Annotated in this window: 17 protein-coding genes; 12 read left to right on the plus strand and 5 right to left on the minus strand. The window is 68.0% G+C overall.

Annotation, left to right across the window (positions count from 1 at the left end; all coding sequences use genetic code 11):
* The first annotated feature begins 310 nt into the window (after nt 1-310).
* The gene (locus E9536_RS19270; RefSeq protein WP_021162369.1) at nt 311-1,195 is read left to right on the plus strand and encodes a MurR/RpiR family transcriptional regulator; all 885 of its coding nucleotides are present in this window, start codon (nt 311-313) and stop codon (nt 1,193-1,195) included.
* Between the two features lie 80 nt (nt 1,196-1,275).
* Here the strand turns inward: E9536_RS19270 and E9536_RS19275 are convergent, their stop codons facing one another.
* Entirely contained in the window at nt 1,276-2,796 is a 1,521-nt protein-coding gene (locus E9536_RS19275; protein ID WP_027787736.1) for a CoA-acylating methylmalonate-semialdehyde dehydrogenase, read from the minus strand.
* A 113-nt stretch (nt 2,797-2,909) separates the two neighbouring features.
* On the opposite strand from E9536_RS19275, the gene E9536_RS19280 reads away from it, so the two are divergent.
* The 7 genes from E9536_RS19280 to E9536_RS19310 all read left to right on the plus strand — a co-directional run bounded on the left by E9536_RS19280 (nt 2,910) and on the right by E9536_RS19310 (nt 10,191).
* A complete protein-coding gene (locus tag E9536_RS19280; RefSeq protein ID WP_136470411.1) occupies nt 2,910-3,845 on the plus strand; it encodes a LysR family transcriptional regulator in 936 nt (311 codons plus the stop codon).
* Nucleotides 3,846-3,962: 117 nt separating this feature from the next.
* A complete protein-coding gene (locus E9536_RS19285; protein ID WP_006402122.1) occupies nt 3,963-4,190 on the plus strand; it encodes a sulfurtransferase TusA family protein in 228 nt (75 codons plus the stop codon).
* A 196-nt stretch (nt 4,191-4,386) separates the two neighbouring features.
* Complete coding sequence (locus E9536_RS19290; RefSeq protein WP_136470412.1) at nt 4,387-4,809, plus strand: peptidase; 423 nt, start codon at nt 4,387-4,389, stop codon at nt 4,807-4,809.
* A gap of 269 nt (nt 4,810-5,078) precedes the next feature.
* Nucleotides 5,079-5,783: a response regulator transcription factor gene (locus E9536_RS19295; protein WP_006490421.1), complete on the plus strand. Its 705-nt coding sequence runs from the start codon at nt 5,079-5,081 to the stop codon at nt 5,781-5,783.
* A complete protein-coding gene (locus tag E9536_RS19300; RefSeq protein ID WP_119337099.1) occupies nt 5,780-7,141 on the plus strand; it encodes a FecR domain-containing protein in 1,362 nt (453 codons plus the stop codon). Before E9536_RS19295 ends, E9536_RS19300 begins: the two co-directional genes overlap by 4 nt.
* Nucleotides 7,142-7,151: 10 nt before the next feature.
* Nucleotides 7,152-9,539, plus strand: a complete 2,388-nt coding sequence (locus E9536_RS19305; RefSeq protein ID WP_060196781.1) for a CHASE2 domain-containing protein — start codon at nt 7,152-7,154, stop codon at nt 9,537-9,539.
* 37 nt (nt 9,540-9,576) lie between these two features.
* Nucleotides 9,577-10,191, plus strand: a complete 615-nt coding sequence (locus tag E9536_RS19310; protein WP_060357990.1) for a DUF4136 domain-containing protein — start codon at nt 9,577-9,579, stop codon at nt 10,189-10,191.
* 60 nt (nt 10,192-10,251) lie between these two features.
* Here E9536_RS19310 and galU read toward each other — a convergent pair whose 3' ends face one another.
* Nucleotides 10,252-11,136, minus strand: coding sequence for a UTP--glucose-1-phosphate uridylyltransferase GalU (gene galU, locus E9536_RS19315; protein WP_027787729.1), 885 nt, complete (start codon nt 11,134-11,136; stop codon nt 10,252-10,254).
* Nucleotides 11,137-11,223: 87 nt separating this feature from the next.
* Entirely contained in the window at nt 11,224-14,091 is a 2,868-nt protein-coding gene (locus tag E9536_RS19320) for a valine--tRNA ligase (protein ID WP_060316640.1), read from the minus strand.
* Between the two features lie 224 nt (nt 14,092-14,315).
* Here E9536_RS19320 and E9536_RS19330 point away from each other — a divergent pair, with 224 nt between their 5' ends.
* Both E9536_RS19330 and E9536_RS19335 read left to right on the plus strand, forming a co-directional pair.
* Nucleotides 14,316-16,679: a UvrD-helicase domain-containing protein gene (locus E9536_RS19330; RefSeq protein ID WP_060082897.1), complete on the plus strand. Its 2,364-nt coding sequence runs from the start codon at nt 14,316-14,318 to the stop codon at nt 16,677-16,679.
* Nucleotides 16,676-17,473 (plus strand): 5'-methylthioadenosine/adenosylhomocysteine nucleosidase, encoded by a 798-nt coding sequence (locus E9536_RS19335; RefSeq protein WP_059699042.1) that lies wholly within the window; start codon nt 16,676-16,678, stop codon nt 17,471-17,473. Before E9536_RS19330 ends, E9536_RS19335 begins: the two co-directional genes overlap by 4 nt.
* 69 nt (nt 17,474-17,542) lie before the next feature.
* On the opposite strand, the gene E9536_RS19340 is transcribed toward E9536_RS19335, so the two are convergent.
* Nucleotides 17,543-18,781, minus strand: coding sequence for an MFS transporter (locus E9536_RS19340; protein ID WP_136470413.1), 1,239 nt, complete (start codon nt 18,779-18,781; stop codon nt 17,543-17,545).
* A 407-nt stretch (nt 18,782-19,188) separates the two neighbouring features.
* Between E9536_RS19340 and E9536_RS19345 the strand changes: the two genes are divergently transcribed.
* Together E9536_RS19345 and E9536_RS19350 are read left to right on the plus strand one after the other, a co-directional pair.
* Complete coding sequence (locus E9536_RS19345; protein WP_060349704.1) at nt 19,189-20,862, plus strand: methyl-accepting chemotaxis protein; 1,674 nt, start codon at nt 19,189-19,191, stop codon at nt 20,860-20,862.
* 201 nt (nt 20,863-21,063) lie between these two features.
* Entirely contained in the window at nt 21,064-22,092 is a 1,029-nt protein-coding gene (locus tag E9536_RS19350; RefSeq protein ID WP_168799543.1) for an EpsG family protein, read from the plus strand.
* A 37-nt stretch (nt 22,093-22,129) separates the two neighbouring features.
* Here E9536_RS19350 and E9536_RS19355 read toward each other — a convergent pair whose 3' ends face one another.
* Nucleotides 22,130-23,005 carry an HlyD family secretion protein gene (locus E9536_RS19355; protein ID WP_014897260.1) on the minus strand — a complete coding sequence of 292 codons (876 nt, stop codon included), beginning with the start codon at nt 23,003-23,005 and terminating at the stop codon, nt 22,130-22,132.
* Between the last annotated feature and the right edge of the window lie 10 nt (nt 23,006-23,015).

Genomic DNA, 23,015 nt, shown 5'->3' on the forward strand with positions numbered 1-23,015 from the left:
TGCCGCATGTCTCCGCTTCTGTCGCTTTTGCCGTTTCTCGCTGTTTCTCGCTGTTTCTCGCCGCTTCTCGCCGATGGCCGGCTTGGTAGACGCCCTAATCTTTACGACGCCGCGCGAGCGTTGGACAATCGCTTCCAGTATCGCCGTGGAGCGTAGGCAAGTGATGATCGAGCGCGTGGGAGCGAGCACGTGGCGCGGGCCGCGCCGCAAACGTGATTAAATTCGCCCTTCATGCATGTGTTCAGGTGAGCCCCGGGCCGCGTCCGTCAGTGTCGTGCGCGCATCGGGGCCGTCAACTTCGCGCTATCCGATGAGTTCATCCGAGAAACCTCCCGCCACCGTCGAGCAGTTCCTGCAGCACCTGACGCAGGAGTACGACGGCCTCAGCAATCGCCTGAAGGTGATTGCGCGCCACGTGGAAACGCATCGGGACCAGCTTGGCCTGGAAGGCATCCAGTCGCTCGCGGAGGCGTGCGGCGTTCAGCCGTCGGCCGTGGTGCGCTTCGCGAAGCATTTCGGCTTTTCCGGCTTCTCCGAGATGCAGCGGCTGTTCCGCGAAGGGCTCGCGCAGCAGATCGCGCCGGGGCGCGCGTACAACCTGCGGCTGCGCGACGTGATCGAGTCGGGCTCGTCGAGCCTGCAGCCCGAACAGATCGCCGACGAATTCATCAAGGGCAGCATTGCCGGCATGCAGCAGCTGCGGCAGACGCTCGATTCGCAGGCGCTCGCGCAGGCCGTCGACCTGCTCGCCGAAACCCAGGCGATCTGGATCGCGGGTTCGCGGCGCGCGTTTCCGATCGCCGTGTACCTCGACTACGCGCTGCAGCACACCGACAAGCGCATCGGGCTGTTCAGCGCGCTGGGCAGCATGCATCTCGGGCAGATCCGGTCGGTGCGCGAGGGCGACGTGATGATCGTCATCTCGTTCATGCCGTATGCGGAGGAAACCGTGCAGGTCGCACAGCAGGCCGTGCAGCGCGGCGCGCGGCTGATCGCGATCACCGACAGCCGGATGAGCCCGCTTGCACGGGAGGCCGAGGTGACGCTGATGGTGCAGGACAGCGAGACGTTCGGCTTCCGCGCGCTGACGGCCACGATGGGCCTCGCGCAGAGCCTGTTCGTCGCGCTCGCGTATCGGCTCGAACTGTCGTACCTGCCGACCGCCGACGGCGCGCACGGCACGAAGGCCGGCTGACGTCGCCTGCCGGTATACCGGCCGCGGGAGCAACCGGTAACCGGCAACCGGCGGCCAGCGACCGGCGTGCCTTCAGGCGATTACTTCGCGGTCGGCATCGCGAATTCGGCACCCTTGCCGATGCTCGACGACCAGCGCTGCATCACCGACTTCTGGCGCGTGTAGAAGCGCACGCCTTCCTCGCCGTAGGCGTGCATGTCGCCGAACAGGCTCTTCTTCCAGCCGCCGAAGCCATGCCACGCCATCGGCACCGGAATCGGCACGTTGATGCCGACCATCCCGACCTGAATGCGCCGCGCGAATTCGCGCGCGATGCCGCCGTCGCTCGTGAAGCACGACACGCCGTTGCCGAACTCGTGCGCGTTGATCAGGTCGACCGCCTCGCCGAAGTCCTTCACGCGCACGCAGCCGAGCACGGGCCCGAAGATTTCTTCCTTGTAGATGCGCATGTCGGGGGTCACGTGGTCGAACAGCGTGCCGCCGGTGAAGAAGCCCGCCTCGCGGCCCGGCACGCGCAGCCCGCGGCCGTCGACCACCAGTTGCGCGCCTTCGTTCACGCCTTGCTCGATATAGCCTTCGATGCGCTTGAGTGCATCGCCGGTGACGATCGGGCCCATCTCGACTTCCGGAGACATCCCGTCGCCGATCACGAGCTTGCGTGCGCGCTCGGCCACCAGCGGCACGATCTTGTCCGCGACGTCGCCGACCAGCACCGCGACGCTGATCGCCATGCAGCGTTCGCCGGCCGAGCCGTACGCGGCGCCGATCAGCGCGTCGACGGCCTGCTCGAGGTTCGCATCGGGCATCACCACCAGATGGTTCTTCGCGCCGCCGAGGGCCTGCACGCGCTTGCCCGACTGCACCGCGCGTTGCTGCACGTAGGCCGCGATCGGGGTCGAGCCGACGAAGCTGACGGCCTGCACGTCCGGGTGGTCGAGCAGCGCGTCGACCGCCCCCTTGTCGCCCTGGACGACGTTGAACACGCCGGCCGGCAACCCGGCCTGCGTGAGCAGGTCGGCGATGAACAGGGCCGCCGACGGGTCGCGCTCGCTCGGCTTCAGCACGAACGTGTTGCCCGTCGCGATCGCGACCGGGAACATCCAGCACGGCACCATGCACGGGAAGTTGAACGGCGTGATGCCCGCGACGACGCCGAGCGGCTGGCGCATCGTCCAGTTGTCGATGCCGGTGCTGACCTGGTCGGTGAAGTCGCCTTTCAGGAGCTGCGGCACCCCGCACGCGAATTCGATGATGTCGATGCCGCGGGCGACTTCGCCCTGCGCGTCGGAGAACACCTTGCCGTGCTCGGCCGTGATGATCGCCGCGAGCGCGTCGCGGTGCTCGTTCATCAGTTGCAGGAAGCGATGCAGGACGCGCGCGCGGCGGATCGGCGGCGTCGCGGCCCACTCGGGGAACGCGGCATGGGCCGACGCGACGGCCTGCTGCACTTCGCTGTCGTCGGCGAGCGCGACGCGGCGCACCGCGCGGCCGAGCGCCGGATTGAGCACGTCCTGGAAGCGGCCGCTGCGGCCGGAGACGGGCGCGCCGTCGACATAGTGGCCGACGTCGGCGTCGGAGGTGTACGCGGGAACCGGATTCATCGTGTCTCCTGAGGGATCGGGTAGGGTGGACAGCACCCAGTCTAGGCAAACGCGCCGGGCGGGAGAAGGCCAAGCAGCTTGATTCACTGTTCAGAATTCTGAATAATCGGCGGATGAATCAGCAAAATGTCCAGGCCCTCTGGCCGCATATCCATTCGCTGACGGTGCTGGCCGCGGCCGGCAGTTTCACGGCCGCCGCGCAGCGGCTCGGCATCAGCAAGGCCGCGATGAGCCAGCGCATCGCCGATCTCGAAAAAGCGGCCGGCGTGCCGCTCGTGCGGCGCACGACGCGCAGCGTGCGGCTTACCGACGCGGGCCAGACGCTCGTCGACAGCACGCGCGACGCGTTCGAGTCGATCGGGCAGCACTTTGCGCGCGTGAAGGACCTGGCCGGGGAGCCGCGCGGCCTGCTGCGCGTGACGGTGCCGGTCGCGCTCGGGCGCCAGCAGGTCGTGCCGCACCTGCCCGATTTCCTGCGGCGGCATCCGGGCGTGCAGATCGAGCTCGACCTGTCGGACCGGCTGCATTCGCTGACGCAGGAGGGTTTCGACCTCGCGATCCGCCATACGACCACCGCGCCGCAGACCCACGTCGCGTGGAAGCTGTGCGACACGCGTTCGCTGCTCGTCGCGAGCCGCGACTACCTCGACGCGCGCGGCGCGCCGAGGCACCCGAGCGAACTCGTCGAGCACAGCTGCCTGTGCTACCTGCGCGAGCACGAGCCGGCCGCGTGGAGCTTCGAGCAGGACGGCCGGCGGCGCCAGCGCGTGAGCGTGCCGGTGCGCGGCAGTTTCGCGGCGAACAACAGCGAGGCGATGCGCGAAGCCGCGCTCGGCGGGCTCGGCATCGCGCTGCTGCCGGACTTCAGCGCGCAGCGCGATCTCGACGCCGGCCGGCTCGTCGCGCTGCTCGACGGCTGGCGGCCGTCAGGCGCGTTCGGCGACCACATCTTCGCGATCCGCCCGTACAGCCCGGTCGTGCCGAGCGCGGTGCGCGCGCTCGTGCGGCACCTGCGGGAGCGGCTCGCGGGCGGTTTCTCCGGCGCGTGAACCCGGTGCCCGCGGGTGCCGGGCCTCGGCCTGCCCGGGCAGGCGCGGCGGCGCTGCGGTAAAATCGCGGCTTCTTCCCGCGCCGCGTGTGGCGCGACATTCGAAGGTCGACAGCCGATGCAGATTCACAAGGAAGTGGACGCGCGCGGGCTCAATTGCCCGTTGCCGATCCTGCGTGCCAAGAAAGCGCTCGCCGATATGGAAAGCGGGCAAATCCTCAAGGTGCTCGCGACCGATCCGGGTTCGCAGCGCGATTTCGCCGCGTTCGCCAAGCAGACGGGCAACGAGATCGTCGAATCGACGACGCAGGACAAGACCTTCGTGTTCCTGATGCGCCGCCGCTGAAGGCCCGCGTCATGCTGCCGGCCGCGCCTGGCGCCGGGCCGCGCTTTTCTGACAATTCTTAAACCTCGCTTCGTGACCGGCTGCGTATACTGACCCGGCCGGTCGTCCGCTCCCAGCGGATGCGCCGGCCACGGTACGTCTTACGGCGGGCACGGGGGCCATGCCTGACGCTACCGTCGTACAACGGGGAGAGGACATGTCCTTCAGACCAGGGACCATTCGAAGTCCGTCCGGAGCGGAACGCAGCGTATCGGGACTGAGCCGTATCGAGCTTGATCCGCAGCAGGATCGTCACGCGCGTGCGGCGCTGGAGGCTTACGCGGATTCGGCCGCGGCCGAGATGCCGTGGCTGGCCGAGTGGCTCGACGAACGGCTGCGCGACGCCGCGCTGGACGACGGCTCGGGCCTGACCTACTGCGGTGCGACGATCGAGCGCGTGTTCGATCTGGCGCAGGCGTGGGCGGCGAGCCAGCCGGACTACGCGGCCGCCGCGTGGGAGCGCGTGCGCGGCCAGCTGCAGCGGATGCTTGTACAACCGGCGCATGCGGAACCGCTGTCGCAGCACGCGCCGGCCGACGATGTTGTCGAGCCGGTGGCCGGCATCGCGGGCGCCGACTAGACGCCCGATTGCGCGACAGGAAGCATTATTCGAAGAAAAGACGGTAGTCCGCGCAATTTATTGGCGAATTTCATACTACTATGATGAAATCGCCGGTTCGTCCGTGCCCCGTTTTTGAGATATTTAGCCGGGGTCGCCGGTTTGCGCAGGTGGCGCGAGCGGCGAACGACGGCTCGCCGGCCGGTATCCGGAAGCCGCGCATGTGCTGCGCGGCCGGGGTGGGGGCGGGGAGCTGAACTGGACGAATCGATTTCGATTTGCGGGGTGCTATGAGAATTGCTGTACTGGATGACGATCCGGCCCAGACGGATTTCGTCAGTCAAACGCTGACGGCCGTCGGCCATACGTGCTATGCGTTCAAGGAAGGCAAGGCCCTGAAGAAGCGCCTGCAGCGCGAGACGTTCGATCTGCTGGTGCTCGACTGGAACGTGCCCGACATGTCCGGCGAGGAAGTGCTGAAGTGGGTGCGTGCGAATCAGACCGAGCACAGCCTGCCGATCATCTTCATGACGAGCCGTGACGACGAGGCGGGGATCACGCAGATCCTCAACGCCGGCGCCGACGATTACGTGGTCAAGCCCGTGTCGGGCCCGATCCTGCGTGCGCGCATCGGCTCGTTGCTGCGCCGCGCGTATCCGGTCAACGCCGAGGCAACCGTTCGCGAGTTCGACCAGTTCCGCTTCGACGTGAACCTGAAGCAGGCCTACGTCGGCGACAAGGCCGTGAGCCTCACGCAGAAGGAATTCGAGCTCGCGCTGCTGCTGTTCCAGCACCTCGACCGGCCGCTGTCGCGCGCGCACATTCTCGATCTCGTGTGGAAGCAGGCGACCGACATCCCGTCGCGCACGATGGATACGCACATCTCTATGCTGCGCACCAAGCTCGGCCTGCGGCCCGAAAACGGCTATCGCCTCGCGCCGATCTACGGCTACGGCTACCGGCTCGAGCGGGTCGGCCAGGGAGAACCGGAGTGACCACGGGAATCACGCAGCACACGGCGAACCTGCGGACGGCGGCGCTGCGTGTGTCCTGCGCGGTCGCGTTTGCGTTCGCCGCGCAGCATGCGGCCGCGCAGCCGCCCGCCGCGGCGGGCAAGATGGTCGTCTACCGCACGCAGGCGGGCGACACGCTGTATGACGTCGCCGCGCGCTACCTGCAGGGCGCGGACGACTGGCAGCTGCTTCAGCAGATCAACGGCGTACCCGCGCCGAAGCACCTGCAGCCCGGCATCGCGCTGAAGCTGCCGGTGGCGCGTCTGCGCAAGGAAAAACTGACCGCGCGCGTCGTTGCGGTACAGGGGGCGGCCGAACGCGCGTCCGGCGACGCTTACGCGCCGCTCGCGAACGATGCGACGCTTGCCGAGGGCGATCGCGTGCGCACGGGCCCGAACGGCTTCGTGACGCTCGAGCTCGCCGACGGCACGCACATGAGCCTGCCGCCCGACAGCCAGCTCGACCTGAAGGCGCTGCGCCGCACGGTGCTGACCGGCACGCTCGATCGCGAGTTCGAGCTCACGCGCGGCTCGGTCGACAGCGAGGTCACCCATCTGAAGAAACGCGACGACCGCTTCCAGATCCGTTCGCCGTCGGTCGTGGCCGGCGTGCGCGGTACGCACTTTCGCGTGAATTACGACGCGGCCGGTAGCGCGTCGACGCGCGTCGAAGTGCTCGACGGCACCGTCGGCGTCGCGGGCGATCGGCAGCCGGCCGGCCCGACGCTCGTGCATGCGAATTTCGGCAGCGTCGCGACATCGTCCGGCGCGGTCGGCGCGCCCGTCGAGCTGCTGCCCGCACCGGCGCTCGCGCATCCCGACAAGGTGCAGGACGAGCCCGACGTCACATTCGACGTCGCGCCGCTCGCCGACGCGCGTGGCTACCGTTTGCAGCTCGCGCACGACGCCGGGCTGCTCGACCTGTTCCGCGAAACGCGCACCGATTCTCCGCGGGCGGTCTTTCACGACGTGCCGAACGGGAACTACTTCGTGCGGGTCGCCGCGATCGACGCGAACGGCCTCGAGGGCCGGCCGCGCACGTATGCGTTCGAGCGCCGCGTGATGGGGCTCGACGCGAGCGCGTCGCCCGGCGCCGACGGCTACGAGTTCCGCTGGTCGCCGAACGGTTCGGGCAAGGATGCGCGCTACCGGTTCGTGCTGTCGCGCTCGAAGGACCTGAGCGCACCGGTCGTCGACCAGGTCGGCCTGCATGCGCGCCAGATCACCGTTGCACACCTGCCGCCGGGCGACTATTTCTGGGCCGTGACCGTCGAGGAATTCGAAGGCGGCAAGTTCTACGAGAAGACCAGTCCGGTCAGCGCGTTCACGCTGTCGCGCTGATCCGCGGCGCATGAAACCCGACTCCGTTTCCCCGCGGCGGCGCCTCGGCCGCCGCTTCCTGATCGAATGGATCGCGATCGGCTGCCTCGGGATCGCGGTGATCCTTGCGTGCGCGCTCGGCCGCCTGTCGACGAGCGTCGACGGCCTGATCTACGACCGGCTGCTGATGCTGCGCAGCCTGCCGTTGTCGCCCGACGTGGTGGTCGTCGACATCGACAACCAGAGCGTGTCCGCGCTCGGCCGCTGGCCGTGGTCGCGCAACGTGCACGCGCGGCTGCTCGATACGCTCGCGCGCGCGCAGCCGGCTGCCGTCGTCTACGACGTGCTGTTTACCGAACCGTCCGCGGAGGATCGCGCGTTCGCGGACGCGATGAGCCACGTGCCGACCTTCCTGCCCGTGCTGCTGAGCCCCGAACAGGCGGACGGCACGCGCGCGGTCGATCCGCCGGTGGCCGCGCTCGCGGCGCGCGCGGTCGGCCTCGGCCACATCAACCTCGAAGTCGACCGCGACGGTATCGTACGCAGCGTCGCGCTGTTCGAAAGCGACGGCCGCGTGCGCTGGCCGCAACTGATGGTGCCCGTGTATCGCGCGATCCAGGGCGGCCGGCTGCATCCGGTCGGCGGCGTGCCCGGTGCGCATGCGCACGACCTGTCGCGCGACGCGGCGGGCGAGGGCCGCTACCTGATCCCGTTCAGCCGCAACACGCCCGCGTATCCGACGCTGTCGTTCGACGACGTGCTCGAAGGGCGCGTGAAACCCGACGCGCTGCGCGGCAAGATCGTCGTCGTCGGCGTGACGGCGTCGGGGCTGTACGACCGCTTCGCGACGCCCGTCTCCGGCGAGTTCGGGCCGCTCGCCGGTGTGTACATCCATGCCAACGTGCTCGACATGCTGGCGACCGGCAGCGCGATCTCGCCCGCGTCGCGCGCCGGGCTGTTCGCCGCGTCGCTGCTGCCGCTCGCCGTGCTGCTGGGCGGCTTCCTGATGCTGTCGCCGTGGCGCGCGCTGCTGCTCACGCTGAGCCTTGCCGGGCTCGCCGTCGTCGCGAGCATGGCGCTGCTGTTCGAGGCGCGCATCTGGCTGTCGCCGGCGCCCGCGATCTTCGGGCTGGTCGCCGTCTACCCGATCTGGAACTGGCGACGCCTGGAAATGACGATGTCGTACCTGCGCCGCGAGCTGCAGCGGCTCGCCGACGAGCCGCATCTGCTGCCCGAGGCGCCGCGCACGCGCAGCGTCGGCGGCGACGTGCTCGAGCGGCAGATGGCGCTGATGGCGCAAGCCGCGCAGCGCGTGCAGGACATGAAGCGCTTCGTGTGGGACAGCCTCGACAGCATGCCCGAGCCGATCTTCGTGACCGACCTGGCCGGCACCGTGCTGATTGCGAACCATGCAGCGAAGCGCTACGGGTCGCGGCTCGCGCTGCCGCTGCCGGAAGGGCGGCCGCTGCGCACCGCGCTCGGCGAGCTGACGTTCATGAAGACCGTCGACGGTAACGCCGAACACGACGCGGCGATTCGCGAGCGCTGGCCGGCCGTGCTCGACCCGACGCTCGAGGACGAGCATGACGCGATGGCACGCGGCATCGAGGTGCGCGATCGCGACGGGCTCGACCATCTGTTACGCTACGCCGCTTGCACGAACGCGCAGGGCCGCGTGACGGGCTGGATCGCCGGCCTCGTCGACGTGACCGAACTGCACGCGGCCGAGCGGCATCGCGAGGAAGCGCTGCACCTGCTGTCGCACGACATGCGCTCGCCGCAGTCGTCGATCCTCGCGCTCGTCGAGATCGAGCGCGACCGCGTCGAGACCGACGCGATGCGCGGGCTGCTCGCGCGGATCGAGCGCTATGCGCACCGCGCGCTGTCGCTCGCCGACGAGTTCGTGCAGCTGGCGCGCGCGGAGTCGCAGGCGTACCAGCTCGAGGCGACGAGCCTCGTCGACGTGCTGATCGACGCGAGCGACGAGGTATGGCCGCAGGCGCAGGCGAAGCACATCCGCATCGACACCGACGTCGGCACCGATATGTGCTGGGTGCGCGCGGACCGCTCGCTGATCACGCGCGCGTTCGTGAACCTGCTGAACAACGCAGTCAAATACAGTCCGTCCGACACCGTGATCACGTGTACGCTGGCGGTCGAGCATGCGTCGAGACGGATGTTCTGTACGATTCGCGATCAGGGGTACGGCATTGCGCCGGAAGATCAGCGGCATCTGTTCGAGCGTTTCAAGCGGTTCCATGCCGGCGAGCGGCCCGAAATCTCGGGTTCCGGGCTCGGCATGGCATTCGTGAAGACGGTCGTCACGCGCCATGGGGGCAGCGTGTCGGTCGACAGCGAGGTGGGTGTCGGCACCGCGGTGACGGTGTCGCTGCCCGCGATCGACGAGCCGTCCGCCTGATAGGGCCGGGCACGACGGCAGGTATTTGGGGAAAGCCATGAGAAAGGAATGGGCAGCGGCCGCGCTGGCGGCGTCGCTGTTGACGGGTTGCGCCGGCGTGACGAGCGGCGTGAGTGCGGTCGGGCAGCCGAACGCGTTCGCATCCGATGCACACGGCTATGATTTCGTGCGGACGGCCGCGCAGGCCAACGATGCCGAATACCGGCAGATCGAGACGCTCGTGCGCGACGAACTCGCGCACCGCGGCTTCGATGCGAAACCGCTCAAGGACGCGCGCTACCGGCTGTCGGTCGCCTACGCGACGCAGCCGACGGCGGTCGCGGCCGTCGCCGACCAGTGCAGTGCGGCGAGCAGCGCGTGCGTGACCGTCGACGGGCCGTCGCCGCTCGCGCTGCCGTTCGCCGGGAAGGTATACCGCCACGTGCTGACGCTGCGGTTCGTCGACGCGAAGTCGGGGGCCGACGTCTATCGCGTGACGGCGTCGCTGCGCGATCGCGAGCCGGGCACGCAGCAGGCCGCGCCGGCGCTCGTGAAGAGCGCGCTCGCGAAGATGCCGTTCGACGCGGGCAACGGCTGGCTCGTCAAGACGAAAAAAGACGACGCGGGCGGGATGCCGGGCGTCGTCTCGGTGAAGCCGGCCGAAGCGCGCTGAGCGCCGGCCGGTGAGGTGAGGGCGGGCTCGCCGGAGTGAGCCCTCGTGCCCTTGCCGCGTTCAGTCGGCCGGGTGTGCGCTGGCGCGCGCGCGCAGGTACGCGTCGAATTCCGCGCCGACTTCCGCGTGGCGCAGCGCGAATTCGACCGTCGCCTTCAGGTAGCCGAGCTTGCTGCCGCAGTCGTAGCGCGTGCCCTGGTACTTGTAGGCCAGCACCTGTTCATCGGCGAGCAGCGCCTGGATCGCGTCGGTGAGCTGCAGTTCGCCGCCCGCGCCGGGCTTCAGCGCGCGCAGGTGCTCGAAGATCCTCGGCTTCAGGATGTAGCGGCCGACCACGCCGAGGTTCGACGGCGCGACTTCCGGCGCCGGCTTTTCGATGATCGCCGACATCTTGACGATCGACTCCTCCCACTCCTTGCCGTCGACGATCCCGTACGACTTCGTCTCCGACGGCGGGATCTCTTCGACGCCGATCACCGAGCTGTGATAGTGGTCGAACACGTCGACCATCTGCTTCATCACGGGCGGGTTGCCGTCGAGCAGGTCGTCGGCGAGGATCACCGCGAACGGGTTGTCGGCCACGAGCTTTTCGGCGCACAGCACCGCATGGCCGAGGCCGAGCGCTTCCGGCTGGCGCACGTAGAAGCAGTCGACATGGCTCGGCTTGATGCTGCGCACGAGTTCGAGCAGCTTCTCCTTGCCGCGTGCCTCGAGTTCGGCCTCGATTTCGTACGACTTGTCGAAGTGGTCCTCGATCGCGCGCTTGCTGCGCCCGGTGACGAAGATCATCTCGGTAATGCCGGCGGCGATCGCTTCCTCGACCGCGTACTGGATCAGCGGCTTGTCGACGACCGGCAGCATTTCCTTCGGGCTTGCCTTCGTTGCCGGGAGGAAGCGCGTGCCGAGGCCGGCAACAGGGAATACCGCCTTGGTGACTTTCAACATGATCGAACCTTTATTTCTGTAATCGACTTGTCAGACGGTTTATGTTCACGTCCGCATTATAGTGAACGCAAACAACCTTACCCTTTGTTACGCAGGCAACCGATCGAGCTGCGCGCGCAGTTTTTCGAGCGTGCTCTGGAATTCCGCGACGCGCTTCTGCTCCTGTTCGACCACCGCCGGCGGCGCTTTCGCGACGAAAGCCTCGTTGCCGAGCTTCGCATTGCATTTCGCGATTTCGCCCGTCAGGCGCGCGATTTCCTTCGACAGGCGCTCGCGTTCGGCCGCGACGTCGATTTCCACCTTCAGCACCAGCTTGTTCGGCCCGACGATCGCGATCGGCGCGCCGTGCGCTTCCTTGTCGAGCGCCGCTTCGTCCGCGAGGATCTGCACTTCCGACAGGCGCGCGAGCGCCTGGACGTACGGCGCGAACGAGCGCAGGCGCTCGGCATCGCCGGCGGCAAGCAGCGGCACCTTGGTTGCCGGTGACAGGTTCATCTCGCCGCGCAGGTTGCGGCACGCGTCGACGATCGCCTTCAGGTCGGCCGCCCACTGTTCGGACGCCTCGTCGATCTTTTGCAGGTTCGCGACCGGGTACGCCTGCACCATCAGCGACGCTTCTCCGTCGGCCTTGCCTTGCGGATAGCGGCCCGCGAGCGGCGCGACCTTCTGCCAGAGCGCTTCGGTAATGAACGGGATGATCGGGTGCGCGAGGCGCAGCACCGTTTCGAGCACGCGCAGCAGCGTGCGGCGCGTTGCGCGCTGTTGTTCCGGCGTGCCGTTCTGGATCTGCACCTTCGCGAGTTCGAGATACCAGTCGCAGTACTCGTCCCACACGAACTTGTAGATGCTGCTTGCGATGTTGTCGAAGCGGTAATCGGCGAAGCCCTTCGCGATGTCGGCCTCGGTGCGCTGCAGCAGCGACACGATCCAGCGGTCGGCCGCCGAGAAGTCGAGGTAGCCGCCCGGGCCGCAATCGCCCGCGCCGCAGACTTCCGGCTTGTCGCTGCCGCAGTCGTGGCCTTCGCAGTTCATCAGCACGAAGCGCGTCGCGTTCCACAGCTTGTTGCAGAAGTTGCGATAGCCCTCGCAGCGCGCGAGGTCGAAGTTCACGTTGCGGCCGAGCGTTGCCATCGACGCCATCGTGAAGCGCAGCGCATCGGTGCCGAACGCGGCGATGCCGTCCGGGAATTCCTTGCGCGTCTTCTTCTCGATCGTCGCGGCCTGTTTCGGGTTCATCAGGCCCGTCGTGCGCTTCGCGACCAGCGTGTCGAGGTCGATGCCGTCGACGATGTCGATCGGGTCGAGCGTGTTGCCCTTGCTCTTCGACATCTTCTGGCCTTCCGCGTCGCGCACGAGGCCGTGCACGTAGACGGTGTGGAACGGCACCTGGCCCGTGAAGTGCGTGGTCATCATCACCATCCGGGCGACCCAGAAGAAGATGATGTCGAAGCCCGTGACGAGCACCGACGACGGCAGGAAGTGCTTCAGTTCAGGCGTTTCGTTCGGCCAGCCGAGCGACGAGAACGGCACGAGCGCCGACGAGAACCACGTGTCGAGCACGTCCTCGTCGCGCTTCAGCGCGCCCGCGTAACCCTTCGCGGCAGCCTGCGCGCGCGCTTCTTCCTCGTTGCGCGCGACGAACACCTCGCCGTTCTCGCCGTACCATGCGGGAATCTGGTGGCCCCACCACAGCTGGCGCGAGATGCACCAGTCCTGGATGTTCTCGAGCCACTGGTAATAGGTGGTCGTCCAGTTTTCCGGCACGAACTTGATCTGGCCGTTGCGCACGACGTCGAGCGACGTTTCCGTGATCGACTTGCCGGGATTGAACGTGCCTTCCGGCGCCGGCTTCGTCATCGCGACGAACCACTGGTCGGTCAGCATCGGCTCGATGACGACGCCCGTGCGGTCGCCGCGCGGCACCATCAGCTTGTGCGGCTTCACGGAATCGAGGAAGCCCTGCGCGTCGAGATCGGCGACGATCGCCTTGCGCGCGTCGAAGCGGTCGAGGCCGCGATACTGCTCGGGGCCGTTGTCGTTGATCTTCGCGTCGAGCGTCAGGATCTCGATCGGCGCGAGCTTGTGGCGCAGGCCGACCTGGTAGTCGTTGAAGTCGTGCGCGGGCGTGACCTTCACGACGCCCGTGCCGAACTCGCGGTCGACGTAGTCGTCGGCGATCACCGGGATCTCGCGGCCCGTCAGCGGCAGCGTGACGAGCTTGCCGATCAGGTGCGCGTAGCGCTCGTCTTCCGGATGGACCATCAGCGCGACGTCGCCGAGCATCGTTTCCGGGCGCGTCGTGGCAACGGTCAGCGAGCCCGAGCCGTCGACGAGCGGGTAGCGGATGTGCCACAGGTGGCCGTTTTCCTCTTCGCTCACGACTTCGAGATCCGACACGGCGGTCAACAGCACCGGATCCCAGTTGACGAGGCGCTTGCCGCGGTAGATCAGGCCCTGTTCATAAAGCGTGACGAACACGTCGCGCACGGCGGCCGACATCTTGTCGTCCATCGTGAAGTATTCGCGCGACCAGTCGGTGGACGCGCCGATGCGACGCACCTGGCCGGTGATCGTCGAACCGGATTTTTCCTTCCATTCCCACACGCGCTCCACGAACTTCTCGCGGCCGAGGTCGTGGCGCGACACGCCCTGCGCGTCGAGCTGGCGCTCGACGACGATCTGGGTCGCGATCCCCGCGTGGTCGGTGCCGGGCACCCACAGCGTGTTCTCGCCGAGCATCCGGTGGTAGCGGGCGAGGCCGTCCATGATCGTCTGGTTGAACGCGTGGCCCATGTGCAGCGTGCCCGTCACGTTCGGCGGCGGCAACTGGATCGAGAAATCGGGGCGGGCCGGATCGAATGCCGGGGCCGCGTAACCGCGCTTTTCCCACTCCGGCCCCCAATGGGACTCGATGGTGTGGGGCTCGAAACTCTTCGCAAGCGTGTTGTCGCTCATGTTGGAAATCTGCCGAAAAATGCGTGAATTGGATGCCGAATCCGACAATTATAAATGGATGCACATCGACCAGCCATCGCCTTGCCGGCGCGGGCCCGTCGCGACGCGGCCGCCACGTGCCGGCAACGTACGCGCGACGGGCGGTCGAACGGATCGGGAACGGCATCGTCCGGCCGCCTTATAATGTCGGGTCCGCATTTTCCTCGCCCGTTCGCTGCCGCTCCATGCCCGACCTGCTCGCCAATCTGAACCCCGAACAACTCGCCGCCGTCACGTTGCCGAACGAACCGGCGCTGATCCTCGCAGGGGCGGGCAGCGGCAAGACCCGCGTGCTGATCACGCGCATCGCGTGGCTGATCCAGCAGGGCTACGCATCGCCGCCCACCGTGCTCGCAGTGACCTTCACGAACAAGGCCGCGCGCGAGATGATGGCGCGCCTGTCGGCGATGATGCCGATCGACACGCGCGGGATGTGGATCGGCACGTTCCACGGCCTGTGCAACCGGATGCTGCGCACGCACTGGCGCGACGCCGGCCTGCCGCAGACCTTCCAGATCCTCGACACGGCCGACCAGCTGTCCGCGATCAAGCGGCTGATGAAGGCGGCGAACGTCGACGACGAGAAGTACCCGCCGAAGAACGTCCAGTACTTCATCAACAATGCGAAGGAGCAGGGGCTGCGTCCCGACAAGGTCGACGCGACCGACAACTTCAACCGCAAGTTCGTCGAGCTGTACCAGGCATACGACCAGCAGTGCCAGCGCGAGGGCGTCGTCGATTTCCCCGAGCTGCTGCTGCGCTGCTATGAATTGCTCGCGTACAACGCGCCGCTGCGCGCGCACTACCAGGCGCGCTTCCGGCACATCCTCGTCGACGAGTTCCAGGACACCAACAAGCTGCAGTACGCGTGGCTCAAGATGCTCGCGGGCGGCCAGAACGCGATCTTCGCGGTCGGCGACGACGATCAGTCGATCTACGCGTTCCGCGGCGCGAACGTCGGCAACATGCGCGACTTCGAAGACGAATTCCGGGTGCGCAACCTGATCAAGCTCGAGCAGAACTACCGGTCGCACGGCAACATCCTCGACGCGGCGAACCAGCTGATCTCGAACAACGCGCACCGCCTCGGCAAGAACCTGCGCACCGACGCGGGCCACGGCGAACCCGTGCGCGTGTACGAGGCGAGCACCGATTCGCAGGAAGCCGGCTGGATCGTCGAGGAGATCCGCTCGCTGATCAACACCGGGATGGCGCGCAGCGAAGTGGCCGTCCTGTACCGCAGCAACGCGCAGTCGCGCTCGATCGAGCACACGCTGATGTCGTCGGGCATCCCGTACCGCGTGTACGGCGGCCTGCGCTTCTTCGAACGCCAGGAAGTGAAGCACGCGCTCGCGTACCTGCGCCTGATCGACAACCCGAACGACGACACCGCGTTCGTGCGCGTCGTGAACTTCCCGACCCGCGGAATCGGCGCGCGCTCGATCGAGCAGCTCGCCGACGCCGCGCGCCTGTACGGCTGCTCGATGGCCGCCGCGATTCCGTACGTGACGGGGAAGGCCGGCACGAGCCTCGGCGGGTTCGCGAACCTGGTCGCGAAGATGCGCGCCGACACGCAGCAGATGAACCTGCCCGACACCGTCGAGCACATCGTGCGCGCCAGCGGTCTCGCCGATTTCTACCAGGGCGAGCGCGAAGGCCAGGACCGTCTCGAGAACTTGCAGGAACTCGTGAACGCGGCCACCGCGTTCATCGCAGAGGAGGGCTACGGGCTCGACACGCCGGCCCGTTCGATTCCGCTGCGCGCAGGCGCGATCGCGGCCCCGGAGCTCGGCTCCGCCGCGGACGATCAGGCGGTCGACGTGCTCGACCCGGTATCGCCTGCCGATCCGGCACAGAACCCCGACACGATGACGCCGCTCGCCGGTTTCCTGTCGCATGCGTCGCTGGAGGCCGGCGACAACCAGGCGCAGGCCGGCCAGGACGCCGTGCAGCTGATGACGGTGCACGCGGCGAAGGGGCTCGAATTCTCGGCCGTGTTCATCACGGGCCTCGAGGAAGGGCTGTTCCCGCACGAGAACAGCGTGCTCGAATCGGACGGCCTCGAGGAAGAGCGCCGGCTGATGTACGTCGCGATCACGCGCGCGAAGGAGCGGCTCTACCTGTCGTTCGCGCAGAGCCGGATGCTGCATGGCCAGACGCGTTACAACGTGCGCTCGCGCTTCTTCGACGAGCTGCCCGAACACGTGCTCAAGTGGCTGACGCCGAAGGTCGAGGCCGGTTCGCGCTGGGGTGGCCGGTCGGACAACGCCGGGTACGGGCGCGACTGGTTCGCGCGGCCGGGCGGCGGCAGTCGCGAGCAGATCGTCGATGCGGCCGTGTCCGCGCCGCTGCCGGCGTTCGCGAACAAGCAGCGGGCCGCCGATACCGGTTTCCGCGTCGGCCAGCAGGTGTTCCATACCAAGTTCGGCGAAGGCACGGTCACCGCGCTCGAAGGCAACGGCACCGATGCGAAGGCACAGGTGAAGTTCAAGCGGCACGGCGAGAAGTGGCTCGCGCTCGCGGTCGCGAAACTGCAGGCGGTGGAATGACGGGCATCGGTATGGTGGGCACGGCTTCGATTCGACCGCTCGGCATCCTGGCCGCGCTGCCCGAGGAACTCGGCGACCTGATCGCCGCGATGCGCGCCGACGGCGCGATGAAGACGGTCACGCTCGGCCGCCGCGATTATCACGTCGGTACCGTGCACGGCGCGGCCTGTGTGGTGACGCTGGCGCGGGTCGGCAAGGTCGCGGCCGCCGCGACGGTCAGCGCGCTGATCCACGTGTTCGGCGTGTCGGGCATCGTGTTCACCGGCGTCGCGGGCGGTGTGTCGCGCACGGTGCGCGTCGGCGATGTCGTCGTGGCCGATACGCTGCTGCAGCACGATCTCGACGCGTCGCCGCTGTTTCCGCGCTATGAGGTGCCTTTGCTCGGCATCACGCGTTTCGCGACCGACGCCGCACTGACCGCGCGCCTGCGGGCCGCGTGCACGCAATTCGTCGCGGAAGAGGGGGCGCAGTTCGCCGCACGCTTCAGCCTGGCCGGCGCGACGCTGCACGCGGGGCTCGTCATCAGCGGCGACCGCTTCGTGTCGAGCGAGCGCGAGGTCGTCGCGCTGCGCGACGCGCTGCCGGATGCGCTCGCGGTCGAAATGGAAGGGGCCGCGATCGCGCAGGTGTGCGCGGAGCACGATGTGCCGTTCGCGCTCGTGCGCACGATCTCCGATACGGCCGACGATCACGCGACGCAGTCGTTCTCGCACTTCCTGTCGGCGATCGCGAGCAGCTATTCGTCCGGCATCCTCAAGCGTTTCCTGACGCTGCATGCGACGACGGCGGCCTGAAGCCGCCGTCGATCCCGTCGATCGGAGCATCACGGCCGCGGCGCCGGCAGGCGCGCCGCGGCCGTTTTTTCACGCCTTCTTGCGCCGGCTGCTTTCGAGGTTCGGCAGGAACACCGTCAGCACGCCGATCAGCGGCAGGAACGAGCACACCTTGTAGACGAACGTGATGCTCGTCGCGTCGGCGAGCTGGCCGAGCACGGCCGCGCCGACGCCGCCGAGGCCGAACGCGAAGCCGAAGAACAGGCCCGCGACCATCCCGACCTTGCCGGGCATCAGTTCCGTCGCGTAGACCAGGATCGCGGCGAACGCCGACGCGAGCACGATGCCGATGATCACGGTCAGCACGCTGGTCCAGAACAGGTTCGCGTACGGCAGCAGCAGCGTGAACGGCGCGACGCCGAGGATCGATACCCAGATCACGTACTTGCGGCCGATCCGGTCGCCCACCGGCCCGCCGATCAGCGTGCCCGCCGCCACGGCCGCGAGGAACACGAACAGGTGGATCTGCGCGGCCTGCACCGACAGGTTGAACTTGTCGATCAGGTAGAACGTGAAATAGCTGTTGATGCTCGCGAGGTAGAAATACTTCGAGAACACGAGCAGCACCAGCACGCCGATCGCGCCCATCACGCGGCCGCGCGACAGCGTCGGGTGGCCGGCCGCCGCGGCTTTCTTCTTCATCGACGGATGCTTCTTGTACCAGTGGCCGATCTGCGTGAGCACGATCATCGCGACGAGCGCGGCTGCCGAGAACCACGCGATGCTGTGCTGGCCGTGCGGAATGATCACGAGCGCGGCGAGCAGCGGCCCGAGCGCGGAACCCGCGTTGCCGCCGACCTGGAACACCGACTGCGCGAGCCCGTGCTGGCCGCCCGACGCCATCCGCGCGACGCGTGACGATTCGGGATGGAACACCGACGAGCCGCAGCCGACGAGCGCCGCGGCCACCAGCAGCATCGGGAAATTCGGCGCGACCGACATCAGCAGCAGCCCGGCGAGCGTGAAACCCATGCCGACCGGCAGCGAATACGGTTTCGGACGCTTGTCGGTATAGAGGCCGACGAGCGGCTGCAGCAGCGACGCGGTGATCTGGTAGGTGAGCGTGATCAGGCCGATCTGCGCAAACGACAGCGCGAACTGGCTCTTGAGCATCGGGTAGATCGCGAGGATCAACGACTGGATCATGTCGTTGAGCATGTGCGAGAAGCTGATCGCGCCGAGCACCGGGTAGACGGTGCGGGCGACGGGTGGCGCGGAAGGCTGGGTGGCGGCTGCGCCGGCGGAGCCGGTGTCGAGGCTGGTTTCCATGTGAGAGCTGAACGAGTTGAGGTGGCGGGCGCGCTCTGTTGGGGATCGGCGCGTCTTGAATCGTTGCTGCGTCAAAGAAGTGTAATGTGGCGTATCGGGAATGTCCGGACAAGTTTTATCGTGAATCGGACATTCATCCGACGGATCGGCCGGTGCCCGCTTTTTTGGCCGGGTATAACGCTGGCGGCACGCCCGCCCGCAAGCGGGGCGGGCGCCCGGGGCCGGTGCGTGGTTTACCGGACTCAAGAAACGGCGGTGGCGGCCGTAGAACGACCCAATGACAACAGGCGCGCCGCGCCCGGCACCGGCTATCCGCCGTGCGGGCGCAGGACGCGCGGCATGGCCAGCCATCGCGGGTACGCCGGGACCGACCTTTCCGGCCGCGTGATCAATACGGGGATATATCGATGAAAGCAGCATCTTTGCGTCCACAGCCCGGTGCGGTTGCCGCCGCACCCGACGTCGCCGCCGGTCGCGCCGCCCGGCGCCCGCGGGCGGCGCGTCGCGAGCGCCGGCCGTGGACCGTCAAGGCGACGTTGCGCGCCGCATTCGCGATCCTGCTCGCCGGCACGCTGGCGATCGGCATGTTTTCGCTCTGGCAGATCAGCCGGCTGAATGCGTCGATCGCCTCCGTCTACGAGCAGGGTCACGTCGCGAGCCGCGCGGCCGAGGAGGTTCGGGCCGAAGTGCTGCGTGCGAGCCGTGCCCAGAAGATGCTGCTGACCGCGACCACCGCGAAGGAACGCAACGAGCTGGGCGCAGACGTGGGCGCCGGGCTCGCGTCGATCGGCCAGGCGCTCGGCACGCTGCAGCGCTATGCGGATCCGGCCGACGTCGACGATTCGGCGCGGCTGCGCGCATTCTCGACGGCGGTCGGCGCGTGGAGCGCGCATCTGCGCGATTTCGTCGCGCTCGTGCAGGCACAGCCGCTCGACCTGTCGCAGATGAGCTGGCAGGTCGGCACGCAGGACGTGTCGCTGCTGGTCGAAACCGGCAAGCTCGAAAAACTGGTCGCCGAGCTCGTGAAGACACGCGGTGCGAAGTCGAAGGCGACGCTCGATGCGTCCGCCACCATTTTCTCGTCGTCGTTCGCGATGATCGCGGCGATGACGGTTGCGCTGATCGTGCTCGCGATCGTCATCGCCGAACGTGTCGTGCGCCGTCTCGCGTCGCAGCTCGGCGGCGAGCCCGCGCATGCGAAGGCGATTGCCGCGGACATCGCGCGCGGCGACCTGACGCGACCGATCACGCTGGGCCGGCACGACCGCGACAGCATGGTGCGTGCGCTGGCCGAGATGCAGACGGGGCTTGCGGCGACCGTCGGCGAGATCGCCGTCAGCGCCGAGGCGATCGCGGCCGCGTCGGGCGAGATTTCCACCGGCAATCTCGATCTGTCGAGGCGCACCGAGCAGCAGGCCGTCGCGCTCGAGCGCACCGCGGCCAGCATGGAGCAGCTCACGTCGACCGTACGGCAGAACGCCGAGAACGCGCGGCAGGCGAGCGCGCTCGCGGCCAATGCTTCGGCCGTTGCGGAGACGGGCGGGGAAGTCGTCGGGCGCGTCGTCGCGACGATGAGCGAGATCGACGACAGCGCGAAGAACATCCGCGACATCATCGGCACGATCGAGGGGATCGCGTTCCAGACCAACATTCTCGCGTTGAACGCAGCCGTCGAGGCCGCACGCGCGGGCGAGCAGGGGCGCGGCTTCTCGGTGGTCGCGGGTGAAGTCCGCCTGCTCGCGCAACGCGCGGCGACCGCGGCGAAGGAGATCCGAGCGCTGATCGGCGCGTCGGTCGAGCGAGTCGCGAACGGTGCGGCGCTCGCGCACGATGCGGGCCGCACGATGGGCGACGTCGTGCGCGCGGTCAAGCGCGTGACCGACATCATCGGCGAAATTTCCGCCGCATCGGACGAGCAGAGCGCGGGGATCGACGAGATCGGCCGCGCGGTCACGCAGATGGACGCCGGCACCCAGCAGAACGCGGCACTCGTCGAGCAGGCGGCCGCCGCGGCGAACGCGCTCGACGAGCAGGCGCAGGCCTTGAAGTCGCTGGTCGGGCGCTTTCGTATCGCGGCCTGACGCGGCCCGAGCGCCGCGCGGTCGCGGGCCGGCCACCCGCGACACGCGCAATCCGCCCGCTCATCCGCCGGTGGGTGACAAAACCGGCAGTCACGCGCCGCGCGATCCCCTACAATGCGCTTCCACACAGCTGGGGACCAGAACCCGCGGCGCGCGCATCGACACCGGTGCGGCACTGCGCCGAGCGGGTCATTCATAACAATGACAACGACGATTTATCTGAGCGGATACCTGTGCATCCTCGTCTCTGCCGCGCTCGGCATGCGCACGCGCATGCCGCCGTGGCGGTGGCTCGCGGCGGGTATCGCACCGGCCGCCACGTTCGCCGTGCTGCGTGGCCGGACGGGCACCGACACGGCGATTTACCAGGACATCATCGCCGGCATCTGGAGCGGCAACCTGAAGGTCGTACCGCGCACGCTCGAGCCGGGTTTCGTATGGCTCGTGCGCGCGCTCGAATGGGTCGGGCACGACCCGCACATCGTGACGGCAATCCTGTCGCTGCTGATCGTCATCGCATGTGTCGTCGCGTTCGGGCGGACAGCCGAGGATGCGTGCGTGTTCGCCACGCTGATCTTTCCGCTGTTCTTCTACGACATGGCGATGAGCGGGCTGCGTTATGGCCTCGCGTTCTGCGCGGCCAAGATCGCGTCGGACGAATGGGCGCGCAGGCGGCATGGCGCGTCGATCGCGCTGGCGGCCGCGGCGGCCGGCATGCACGTGTCGGCGGTGCTGCTCGTCGTGCTGCTCCAGGTGCGGCGGCTGCGCCTGCTGCGTTATGCGGGGCTGGCGGTCGCGATCGGCGGCGTGCTGTTCGCGATGCACCACGACGCGTTGCTGGCGAAGTTCGGACTCTATGCGGCATTCACGCCGCCTGCACAGATGTCGGGCAGCGCACCGCTCGTGCTCGCGCTGCTGACCCTCGCGGCCGGCTGGGCGCTGCTTGCCCGCATGCCGCGCACGCTCGTGTTCCTGTTCGCCTGCGAGATCGCGAGTTTCGCGCTCGCGCGGGTCAGCTATGCGGGGCTGCGCTTCCAGTGGCTCGTGCTGTTCGCGATGGGCTGCCAGTTCGTGCCGCTGCAACGCGTGCCGTACGTGCGGCGCCCGTATGTGATCGCCGCACTCGTCGCGATCGGCGCCATCGGCTTTGCGATGCGGTTGCGCAACATGATCGGCGAAGCGGGGCTCGGCCCGTCGCCGTTCCTGCCTTACCGGTTCTTCTGGGAGTGACGCCGCCGGGCGGGATGCCGCCCGGCACGCGTTGCGCTTACGACTTCTTCTGCTTGTCCGGATCGATGATGACCGTGCAGGTCGTACCCGCCGACAGCACCACGTCGGCCGGCACTTCGTCGATCCTGATGCGCACCGGCACGCGCTGCGCGAGGCGCACCCAGTTGAAGGTCGGGTTCACGTCCGCGACGAGGTCGCGGCTTTGCGGGTTGTCGCGATCGTAGATGCCGCGCGAGATGCTTTCGACGTGGCCCTTCATCACGCCGCCGCTCATCAGCCGCATTTCGGCCGGCGCGCCGATCTTCACGCGCGGCAGCTTGGTTTCCTCGAAGTAGCCGTAGACCCAGAACGAGTGGCTGTCGACGATCGCGAGCTTCGCCTGGCCGGCCACCGCATAGTTGCCCTTGAACGTCTGCAGGTTCGTGATGTAGCCGTCGACCGGCGCGACGACGCGCGTGCGCTCGAGGTTGAGCTTCGCGGCATCGAGCGCGGCGATCGCCTGCTGGTACTGCGCATCGGCGCTCGACGCACTGTGCGCGGCGTTCTCGCGGTTTTCCTTCGACACGACGAGCGCATCGAGATCCGCGCGGCGCGCCGCGTCGTCGCGGCGCATCTGCAGTTCCGCGCGGCGGGCGGCGACGGCCGCCTGCGCCTGCTCGACCGCGATCTGGTAGTGCGACGGGTCGATCTGCATGATCAGGTCGCCCTTTTTCACGAGCTGGTTGTCATGCACGGGCAGTTCGACGATCGCGCCCGACACGTCCGGCGCGACGTTGACGATCTCGGCGCGCACGCGCCCGTCGCGCGTCCACGGATCGTCCATGTAGTGCACCCACAGCGAGCGCCCGATCAGGATCGCGACGAGAAGAATGACGGCGGTCGCGACGAAGCCGAAGAGTTTTCTGAGAATCATGATGGTTCGG

This window comes from Burkholderia sp. LS-044 (assembly GCF_004803625.1).
Lineage (GTDB): Bacteria > Pseudomonadota > Gammaproteobacteria > Burkholderiales > Burkholderiaceae > Burkholderia > Burkholderia cepacia.